Source organism: Lutibacter sp. (assembly GCF_046055765.1).
GTDB lineage: Bacteria > Bacteroidota > Bacteroidia > Flavobacteriales > Flavobacteriaceae > Lutibacter.
Genome location: NZ_JASFZF010000098.1, coordinates 23,524 through 34,928 on the forward strand (window position 1 = coordinate 23,524; position 11,405 = coordinate 34,928).

Sequence of the window (11,405 nt, forward strand, 5' to 3'; positions counted from 1 at the left end):
ATTATAAATTTGATTCCATTTCTTCTTTAGAACCTACAATAATATTATCGTAATCTCTCATACCTGTACCTGCTGGTATACGTTTACCAACAATTACATTTTCTTTCAGTCCTTCTAAGAAATCAACTTTACCATTAACAGCAGCTTCGTTCAATACTTTGGTTGTTTCCTGGAATGATGCCGCAGAAATAAACGATTTAGTTTGTAATGAAGCTCTTGTAATACCTTGTAAAATTTGTTCAGCAGTTGCTGGTTTTGCATCTCTAGCTTCAGCTAAATTTTTATCTTCTCTACGTAAAACAGAATTTTCATCTCTTAATTGACGAGCAGATACAATTTGCCCTTCTTTTAAACTTTCTGAATCTCCAGCATTTTCTATAACTTTCATTCCATAAACCTTATCATTTTCTTCAATAAAATCATTTTTATGAATCAGCTGATTTTCGAGGAATAAAGTATCTCCAGAATCTATAATTTTCACTTTACGCATCATTTGACGTACAACAACCTCAAAGTGTTTATCGTTAATTTTCACACCTTGTAAACGGTAAACCTCTTGAATTTCATTTACTAAATATTCTTGAACTTTTCCTGGTCCTTCAATATTTAAAATATCATTAGGTGTCACTGCTCCTTCAGAAAGTGGCATACCAGCTTTAATAAAATCATTTTCTTGAACTAAAATTTGATTAGAAAGTTTAATTAAATACTTTTTAATATCACCTAATTTAGATTCAACTATAATTTCACGGTTACCTCTTTTAATTTTTCCAAAAGAAACAACTCCATCAATTTGAGAAACAACAGCAGGGTTAGAAGGATTACGTGCTTCAAACAATTCTGTTACACGTGGTAAACCTCCTGTAATATCCCCAGATCTACCTGATTTACGAGGGATTTTGACAATTACTTTTCCTGAAGCAATACCTTCTCCATCTTCAACAATTAAATGTGCTCCCACTGGTAAGTTATAAGATCTAATAACATTATCATTATCATCCATCACTAATAGCGTAGGAATTGTTTTTTTGTTTTTAGATTCAATAATAACTTTTTCTTGGAAACCAGTTTGTTCATCTATTTCAACAAGATAGTTTACACCAACTTCAATATTTTCAAATTTAATTGTTCCTCCAAATTCTGAAACTATTACACCATTAAATGGATCCCATTTACATACAATATCATCTTTCTTAAGTTTTTTACCATTTTTAACAAAAATAGTTGAACCGTAAGGTATATTATTTGTACTTAGTGTTAAACCTGTTTTATCGTCTAAAATTTTAATTTCAGAAGTTCTTGAAATAACAATATTTATTTCTTTCCCATCGCTATCAACTCCTTTTACTGTTCTTAAATCCTCAATAACTGCTTTACCAGCAAATTTAGTAATCAATTTATTATCTTCAGAAATATTTCCAGCAACACCACCAACGTGGAATGTACGTAAAGTTAACTGAGTACCTGGCTCACCAATTGATTGTGCAGCAACAACACCGACTGCTTCACCATATTGAACCATTTTTTTGGTTGATAGGCTATGTCCATAACATTTAGCACATATACCTTTTTTCGCTTCACATGTTAATGCTGAACGAACTTCAACACTTGTAATTGATGAATTTTCAATTTTAATAGCAGTAGCTTTTAAAATCTCTTCACCTGCTTTCACAAATATTTCATCCGTGATAGGATCTACCACATCATGTAAAGAAACACGACCTTCTATTCTTTCACTTAAAGATTCAACAATTTCATCATTCTTTTTAAGTGGCTCAACAGCTAATCCTCTAAGCGTTCCACAATCTACTTCATTGATAATTACATCCTGAGAAACATCAACTAATCGACGTGTTAAATAACCTGCATCGGCAGTTTTTAAAGCGGTATCTGCTAAACCTTTACGAGCACCGTGTGTAGAAATGAAATATTCTAAAATTGATAACCCTTCTTTAAAGTTAGATAAAATTGGATTTTCAATAATTTCTCCTCCACTTGATGTTGATTTTTTAGGTTTTGCCATCAATCCACGCATTCCTGTCAACTGTCTAATTTGTTCTTTAGATCCACGAGCTCCAGAATCTAACATCATGAATACTGAGTTAAACCCTTGTTGATCTTCACGTAAGCGCTTCATTGAAAGTTCTGTTAATCTATTATTCGTAGAACCCCAAATATCAATTACCTGATTGTAACGTTCTTTATTAGTTAACATTCCCATATTATAGTTCGCCATAATATTTTCAACCTGTGCATTGGCAACTGCAATCATTTCAGCTTTTTCTGGAGGTATAATAATATCTCCTAAACTAAATGATAATCCACCTCGGAATGCAAACATATATCCCATCGCTTTCATATCGTCCAAGAATTTCCCAGTAGTAGGAACATCTGTTACTTCTAACACACGCCCAATAATATCTCTTAAAGTCTTCTTCGTTAGCACTTCATTAATATAACCAGCTTGAATAGGAACAACTTCATTAAAAAGAACTCTACCAACTGTGGTATCAATAATTTTTGTAATTATTTCTCCGTTCTCGTTGATATCTTTAGTTCTAACTTTAATTTTTGCATTTAATTCAACTGCTTTTTCATTTAAAGCTATAGTAACCTCTTGTGGAGAATAAAAAGTTAGACCTTCCCCTTTTACTTTTACTTTAGGTGTAGATAATTTTTCTTTGGTCATATAATATAATCCTAAAACCATATCCTGAGAAGGAACTGTAATTGGAGCTCCATTGGCAGGGTTTAAAATATTATGTGATCCTAACATTAATAATTGTGCTTCCAAAATAGCTTCTGGTCCTAATGGCAAGTGTACCGCCATCTGGTCACCATCAAAATCGGCATTAAACGCCGTACAAGCTAATGGGTGCAATTGTAATGCTTTTCCTTCAATTAATTTAGGTTGAAATGCTTGTATTCCTAAACGGTGTAACGTAGGAGCACGGTTTAAAAGAACAGGATGTCCTTTTAACACATTTTCTAAAATATCCCAAACAACTGGTTCTTTTTTATCTATTATTTTTTTTGCTGATTTAACAGTTTTTACAATTCCTCTTTCAATTAATTTTCTAATTACAAAAGGTTTGTATAATTCAGCAGCCATTCCTTTAGGAATACCACATTCGTGTAATTTTAATTCTGGTCCAACCACAATAACTGAACGAGCAGAATAATCAACACGTTTTCCTAAAAGGTTTTGACGAAAACGCCCTTGCTTCCCTTTTAATGAATCTGATAATGATTTTAACGGACGGTTAGATTCTGTTTTTACTGCGGAAGATTTACGTGTGTTATCAAATAATGAATCTACAGATTCTTGTAACATACGTTTTTCGTTACGTAAAATAACCTCTGGAGCCTTGATTTCAACTAATCTTTTTAAACGATTATTTCGTATAATAACTCTGCGATATAAATCATTTAAATCTGAAGTTGCAAATCTACCTCCATCTAAAGGAACTAATGGACGTAATTCTGGTGGTGTTACCGGAATTACTTTCATAATCATCCATTCAGGACGGTTCTCTCTATTTTTATTAGCATCTCTAAAAGCTTCAACTACATTTAATCTTTTTAATGCTTCAGTTTTACGTTGTTTTGAAGTTTCCGTATTCGCTTTATGACGTAATTCATATGATAATTCGTCTAAATCAATTCTATTGAATAAATCTATTAAACAAGCTGCACCCATTTTAGCTATAAACTTATCTGGGTCATTATCATCTAAATATTGATTTTCAATAGGGAAACCTTCAAGAATATCTAAATATTCTTCTTCTGTTAAGAAATCCATTTTTTGTAATGGTTCTCCTTCAGCATTTTTAGCTCCTGCTGGTTGAATTACTACATAACGTTCATAGTAAATAATCATATCTAACTTTTTAGATGGTAACCCTAAAAGGTATCCCATTTTGTTAGGTAATGATTTAAAGTACCAAATATGTGCTACAGGTACAACTAAGTTAATGTGACCTACTCTATCTCTTCTAACTTTTTTCTCAGTTACTTCAACACCACAACGGTCACAAACAATTCCTTTATAGCGAATTCTTTTGTATTTTCCACAAGCACATTCATAATCTTTAATTGGTCCAAAAATTCGTTCACAAAATAACCCATCTCTTTCTGGCTTATGTGTACGGTAATTGATGGTCTCAGGTTTTAAAACTTCGCCTCTAGATTTCTCAAGAATTGATTCAGGAGATGCTAACCCAATTGAAATTTTATTAAATTTTTTTACAGTGTATTTATCGTTTTTTCTTGCCATAATAATAATGATGGATTCGAATTTTAAAAATGTAAAAATATATAAAGTACTTAGGTGTTTTTACACACCTAACTACCTCATTTAGTTATTATTCCTCTAATCTAACGTCTAGTCCAAGACCTTTAAGTTCATGCATTAACACATTAAATGATTCAGGCAATCCAGGCTCTGGCATTGGATCTCCTTTTACAATCGCTTCATATGTTTTAGCTCTTCCAAGAACATCATCAGATTTTACTGTTAACATTTCTCTCAAAGTAGCAGAAGCACCATAAGCTTCTAATGCCCAAACTTCCATTTCTCCTAAACGTTGTCCTCCCATTTGAGCTTTACCTCCCAATGGTTGTTGCGTAATTAACGAATATGGCCCAATTGAACGAGCGTGCATTTTGTCATCAATCATATGACCTAATTTAATCATATAAATAACTCCAACAGTTGCTTTTTGATCAAAACGTTGACCTGTTCCACCATCATATAAGTAAGTATGACCATATTGAGGTACACCTGCTTCTTCTGTTAATTTAGTGATTTCTTCAATAGAAGCACCATCAAAAATTGGTGTAGCATATTTAGTGTCTAATTTTTGCCCAGCCCATCCAAGAACTGTTTCATAAATTTGACCAATATTCATACGTGATGGCACACCTAGTGGATTTAATACAATATCAACAGGAGTTCCATCTTCTAAGAAAGGCATATCTTCTTGACGAACTATACGAGCAACAATACCTTTGTTACCGTGACGTCCTGCCATTTTATCCCCAACTTTTAATTTACGCTTTTTAGCAATATAAACTTTTGCTAATTTTAAAATTCCTGCTGGTAATTCATCTCCAACTGAAACTGTAAATTTCTCACGACGTAAACCTCCTTGTAAATCATTCACTTTAATTTTATAGTTGTGAATTAATTCAACAACTAGCTTATTAATGTGTTTATCTGTTGTCCAAGTGCCTTTAGTTAAATAAGCAAAATCTGGTACAGAATTTAACATTTTTAATGTGAATTTTTTACCTTTTTGAAGTATTTCTTCACCCAAATCATTTAATACTCCTTGTGAAGTTTTACCACTTATAAGTGTAAATAATTTATCTGTTAATACTGAACGTAAATCTTCGAATTTAGCAGTGTATTTACTCTCTAAATTAGCAATACTTATTTTATCTTGTGCTCTTTTAGATTTATCTTTTACTGCACGTTCAAATAATTTTTTATCAATAACTACCCCATATAATGATGGTGAAGCTTTTAAAGAAGCATCTTTTACATCACCAGCTTTATCACCAAAAATAGCTCTTAGTAATTTTTCTTCAGGTGTTGGATCTGATTCTCCTTTAGGTGTAATTTTACCAATTAAAATATCACCAGGTTTTACATCAGCACCAATACGAATCATTCCGTTTTCGTCTAAATCCTTAGTAGCTTCTTCAGAAACATTTGGAATATCATTTGTTAGTTCTTCTGCACCTAATTTAGTATCTCTAACATCCATTGAATATTCATCAATATGAATAGATGTAAAAATGTCTTCTTTCACAACTTTTTCTGAAATTACAATTGCATCCTCAAAGTTATACCCTTTCCAAGGCATAAAGGCTACTTTCATATTTCTACCTAATGCTAATTCACCTTTTTGTGTTGCATAACCTTCACAAAGAACCTGACCTTCTTCCACTCTATCACCCTTTTGAACAATTGGTTTTAAGTTAATTGAAGTTCCTTGATTGGTTTTTCTAAACTTAATTAAGTTATATGTTTTGCTGTCTCCATCAAAACTTACCATTCTATCTTCGTCAGTTCTATCGTATTTTATTGTAATTGTATTTGCATCAACATATTCAATAACACCAGCGCCTTCAGCATTCATCAAAATTCGAGAATCTTTTGCAACTCTTCTTTCTAAACCAGTTCCAACAATTGGAGACTCTGGTTTCATTAAAGGAACCGCTTGACGCATCATGTTTGACCCCATCAATGCACGGTTGGCATCATCATGCTCCAAGAATGGAATTAACGATGCAGAAATTGATGCAATTTGATTAGGAGCAACGTCCATAAAGTTAACCTTTACAGGTTCTACTACTGGATAATCGGCTTCTTCACGAACAATTACTTTGTCTGCAACAAATTTACCTGTTTCATCTAAAGGGAGATTTGATTGTGCAAATTTCATTCCTTCTTCTTCTTCAGCACTTAAGTATCTAGGTTCATCTATAGTATTTACTTTCCCATCAATAACTTCTCTATAAGGAGTTTCAATAAACCCTAAGTTATTTACTTTCGCAAAAACTGCTAATGATGAAATTAATCCAATATTTGGTCCCTCTGGTGTTTCTATTGGACATAAACGACCATAATGTGTGTAATGCACATCACGTACCTCAAAACCAGCTCTTTCTCTAGATAAACCTCCAGGTCCTAATGCCGATAATCTTCTTTTATGTGTAATCTCTGCTAATGGATTTGTTTGATCCATAAACTGAGATAATTGATTTGTTCCGAAGAATGAGTTAATAACTGATGATAATGTTTTTGCATTAATCAAGTCAATTGGCGTAAACACCTCGTTATCACGCACATTCATACGCTCACGAATGGTACGAGCCATACGAGATAAACCAACTCCAAATTGGCTAGCTAATTGTTCACCAACTGTACGAACACGACGATTAGATAAGTGGTCAATATCATCAACTTCAGCTTTTGAATTAACCAACTTAATTAAGTTCTTAATAATAGTAATTATATCTAATTTAGTTAGAACTTTTTGGTCGATATCTTCATTTAATCCTAATTTTTTATTCATTCTGTAACGACCAACTTCACCTAAATTGTAACGTTGTTCCGAAAAGAATAATTTATCAATAATACCTTTTGCAGTTTCAAAATCTGGCGGTTCAGCATTACGTAATTGTCTATAAATATGTTCAACAGCTTCTTTTTCAGAATTTGTTGGATCTTTTTGAAGCGTATTATGAATAATTGCATAATCTGCCATCTCATTATTCTCTTTATGAAGCAAAATAGTTTTAGAACCAGACTCAATAATTTCTTCAATTTGGTCTTTTTCTAAAATTGTATCTCTATCTAATACAATTTCGTTTCTTTCAATAGAAACTACTTCTCCAGTATCTTCATCTACAAAATCTTCAAACCATGTTTTTAAAACACGAGCTGCTAATTTTCTGCCTAAAACTTTTTTAAGACCACTTTTTGAAACTTTAACTTCTTCTGCAAGATCAAAAATTTCAAGAATATCTTTATCCCTTTCGTAACCAATAGCTCTAAATAGCGTAGTTACAGGTAATTTTTTCTTTCTATCAATATAAGCATACATTACTTGATTGATGTCTGTTGCAAACTCTATCCAAGATCCTTTAAAAGGAATTACTCTGGCTGAATATAATTTAGTTCCGTTTGCATGAAATGACTGTCCAAAAAATACTCCTGGTGAACGGTGTAATTGAGAAACTACAACTCTTTCTGCTCCATTGATACAAAAAGTACCACTATGAGTCATATAAGGAATTGTACCAAGATAAACATCTTGAACTATTGTTTCAAAATCTTCGTGTTCAGGATCTGTACAGTATAATTTTAAACGTGCTTTTAATGGCACGCAATAAGTTAAACCTCTTTCTATGCATTCTTGAATTGAATATCTAGGAGGATCTACAAAGTAGTCGATAAACTCTAACACAAAATTGTTACGAGTATCTGTAATTGGGAAGTTATCAAGGAAGGTTTTATATAATCCTTCGGTACTTCGTTCGTCAGCTTTGGTTTTTAATTGAAAAAAATCTTGAAATGATTTTACTTGAATATCTAGAAAATCTGGATATTCCATTACCAATTTTGCTGATGCAAAGTTTATTCTTTCGGTGAATTGTTTAGTGGCCAATGGACAAAACTTTAGGTTAAAAAAACTATTAAAATATAAGAACGAATATATACGCAAAATGGTTTAGGTCTAAGGATATACCCAAGACCTAAACCTTAAATTGTTTTAGCTGTTGAAAGCTTATTTAAGCTCAACCTCTGCTCCTGCTTCTTCTAATGATGCTTTTAATCCTTCAGCTTCATCTTTAGAGACACCTTCTTTAATTGGCGCTGGTGCGCTATCTACAATACCTTTAGCTTCTTTTAATCCTAAACCAGTTAATTCTTTAACTAATTTAACTACTGCTAATTTAGATTGACCTGCTGCTTTTAAAATTACATCAAATTCAGTTTGTTCTGCAGCTTCTGCGTCTCCACCTGCTGCTGGTCCTGCTACAGCAACTGCTGCTGCAGCTGGTTCAATACCGTATTCGTCTTTTAAAATATCAGCTAACTCATTTACTTCTTTTACAGTTAAGTTAACAAGTTGTTCTGCGAAATCTTTTAAATCTGCCATTTCTCTTTGTTTAAATTTTATTATTTAGTTTATTAGTGCACTTATTTATTTTTCTGATAAAGTTTTCAGAATTCCTGATAATTTATTACCTCCAGATTGTAATGCTGAAATAACATTTTTAGCTGGTGATTGTAATAATGTAATAATATCTCCAATAAGTTCTTCTTTAGATTTAATGTTAACTAAAGCATCTAATTGGTCATCACCAACATAAATTGCTTGTTCAACATAAGCTCCTTTTAATACAGGCTTATCAGATTTTTTACGAAATTCTTTAATTACTTTTGCTGGAGCATTTCCAACTTCTGAAAACATTAATGAGGTATTTCCTTTTAATGTTCCAGATAATTCTCCAAAGTCTTTATCAGATTTTTCCATTGCTTTTTCAAGCAATGTATTTTTAACAACAGCTAGTTTTACATTTGCTTTAAAACAAGCTCTACGTAAATTAGATGTATCTAAAGCATTTAATCCTGATATATCTGCTAAATAGATAATATTACCATCAGTTAACTGTGTTGTTAAAGCTTCTATTACTTGTGATTTTTCTTCTCTCGTCATAATTACTAAGTTTTAACTTTAATTAAACTGATTTAATATCTACATTTATTCCAGGACTCATAGTACTAGATAAGTAAATACTTTTAATATACGTTCCTTTTGATGCCGTAGGTTTCAACTTTAATATAGTTTGTAATAATTCATCTGCATTTTCAGCAATTTTATCAGCGTCAAATGATGCTTTAGCAATAGCAGCGTGTACAATACCTGATTTTTCAACTTTAAAGTCAATTTTACCAGCTTTTACTTCTTTTACTGCTTTTGCAACATCCATAGTTACTGTACCTGTTTTTGGGTTAGGCATTAAACCTCTTGGTCCTAAAATACGACCTAAAGGACCTAATTTTCCCATAACGCTAGGCATGGTAATTATTACGTCAACATCTGTCCATCCTCCTTTTATTTTCTGAAGGTATTCATCTAATCCAACATAATCAGCACCAGCTTCTTTTGCTTCTGCTTCTTTATCTGGAGTTACTAATGCTAATACTTTAACATCTTTTCCGGTACCATGAGGTAATGTTACTACCCCTCTAACCATTTGATTTGCTTTACGAGGATCTACTCCCAATCTAACAGCTAAATCAATAGATGCATCAAAATTTACAGAAGTAATTTCTTTTACTAAAGCAGAAGCATCTTTTAATGAATAAGATTGCGATTTATCAACCTTACCGTAAGCTTCTTTTTGCTTTTTAGTTAATTTTGCCATTTTTAATAACTGTTTTATTGTTTAATTGGAGCTTTTCCACTTACTTTAATACCCATTGAACGAGCTGTACCTGCCATCATTAACATAGCTGATTCAATAGTAAATGCATTTAAATCTACCATTTTATCTTCAGCAATTACTTTCAATTGATCCCAAGTAACTGTAGCTACTTTCTGACGATTAGGTTCTGGTGAACCTTTCTTTACTTTTGCTGCTTCTAATATTTGAACAGCTGCTGGTGGAGTTTTAACAACAAACTCAAATGATTTATCCTTATAAACTGTAATAGCCACAGGTAAAACTTTCCCTTGTTTGTCTTGAGTTCTAGCATTAAACTGCTTACAGAACTCCATAATATTAACTCCGGCAGCACCTAAAGCAGGTCCAACTGGTGGTGATGGATTTGCAGCACCTCCACGAACTTGTAATTTTACTACCTTACTTACTTCTTTTGCCATTTTTAAATCTTAAATTAGAAATTACATATACATTGGAAGCGAATATATAATCTCACAAATTACTGTAACAATTATGAAATTTTATCTACTTGCATATAGCTTAATTCTAATGGTGTTTTTCTTCCAAAAATCTTTACCATTACTTCAAGCTTACGCTTTTCTTCATTTATTTTTTCTATAGTACCATCAAAACCATTAAATGGTCCATCAATTACTTTTACCGTTTCTCCAACTACATATGGTATTGCAACATTATCGTTTTGAATAGATAATTCATCAACCTTACCTAACATACGGTTTATTTCAGCTTTTCTCATAGGAACAGGTTCTCCACCTTTAACTTCCCCTAAAAATCCTATTACACCAGTTATTGACTTAATTACGTGAGGTAATTCACCGCTTAAATTAGCTTCAATCATAATGTAACCTGGGAAATAAACACGTTCTTTATGTATTTTCTTTCCATTACGTATTTGAATTACTTTTTCTGTAGGTACTAATACACTATCAACATAATCAGTCATGCCTAAACGAGCAATCTCATTCTCAATATAGGTTTTTACCTTATTCTCTTGCCCTCCAATAGCTCTAATTACGTACCATTTTTTAACAGAATCAGTCATAATAAATTTTAGTAATTAATTAAAATAATTTAAAATATTCATCTAAACCTGCTTGGTAAAATTTATCTACAAGAAATACTGCTAATGCAAATAATATTGTAAACACAGCAACAACTACTGTAGATTTTTGGGCTTCTTCCCAAGAAATCCAAGAAACTTTGTTACGTAACTCCTCAAACGAGTCTTTTATATAATTAACTAAATTCATTTTTAAAAATTTTGCACGGGTGGAGAAACTTCCTTCAACTTCGCTCAGGATAAATTTCTCGTACCACGCTATTTATTTGCACGGGTGGAGAGACTCGAACTCCCGACACCTGGTTTTGGAGACCAGTGCTCTACCAACTGAGCTACACCCGTAAATATAAGGTGCTCC

8 protein-coding genes and 1 tRNA gene are annotated in these 11,405 nt (G+C 32.3%); all 9 read right to left on the reverse strand.

Features of this window, described 5'->3' with window-relative positions; translation table 11 throughout:
• Position 1: 1 nt before the first annotated feature.
• Entirely contained in the window at positions 2-4,276 is a 4,275-nt protein-coding gene (gene rpoC / locus QM495_RS09710) for a DNA-directed RNA polymerase subunit beta' (RefSeq protein WP_408671910.1), read from the reverse strand.
• A gap of 88 nt (positions 4,277-4,364) precedes the next feature.
• Positions 4,365-8,180, reverse strand: a complete 3,816-nt coding sequence (gene rpoB, locus QM495_RS09715) for a DNA-directed RNA polymerase subunit beta (protein WP_408671911.1) — start codon at positions 8,178-8,180, stop codon at positions 4,365-4,367.
• Positions 8,181-8,300: 120 nt separating this feature from the next.
• Positions 8,301-8,675, reverse strand: coding sequence for a 50S ribosomal protein L7/L12 (rplL, locus tag QM495_RS09720; protein ID WP_408671912.1), 375 nt, complete (start codon positions 8,673-8,675; stop codon positions 8,301-8,303).
• Between the two features lie 45 nt (positions 8,676-8,720).
• Positions 8,721-9,236 carry a 50S ribosomal protein L10 gene (gene rplJ / locus QM495_RS09725; protein ID WP_408671913.1) on the reverse strand — a complete coding sequence of 172 codons (516 nt, stop codon included), beginning with the start codon at positions 9,234-9,236 and terminating at the stop codon, positions 8,721-8,723.
• 22 nt (positions 9,237-9,258) lie between these two features.
• Entirely contained in the window at positions 9,259-9,948 is a 690-nt protein-coding gene (gene rplA, locus QM495_RS09730) for a 50S ribosomal protein L1 (RefSeq protein ID WP_408671914.1), read from the reverse strand.
• A gap of 14 nt (positions 9,949-9,962) precedes the next feature.
• Complete coding sequence (gene rplK / locus QM495_RS09735; protein WP_408671915.1) at positions 9,963-10,406, reverse strand: 50S ribosomal protein L11; 444 nt, start codon at positions 10,404-10,406, stop codon at positions 9,963-9,965.
• Positions 10,407-10,477: 71 nt separating this feature from the next.
• Complete coding sequence (nusG, locus tag QM495_RS09740) at positions 10,478-11,029, reverse strand: transcription termination/antitermination protein NusG (protein ID WP_408671916.1); 552 nt, start codon at positions 11,027-11,029, stop codon at positions 10,478-10,480.
• Positions 11,030-11,048: 19 nt separating this feature from the next.
• Entirely contained in the window at positions 11,049-11,237 is a 189-nt protein-coding gene (secE, locus tag QM495_RS09745) for a preprotein translocase subunit SecE (RefSeq protein ID WP_408671917.1), read from the reverse strand.
• Between the two features lie 79 nt (positions 11,238-11,316).
• Positions 11,317-11,389, reverse strand: a tRNA-Trp gene (locus QM495_RS09750).
• Positions 11,390-11,405: the final 16 nt, after the last annotated feature.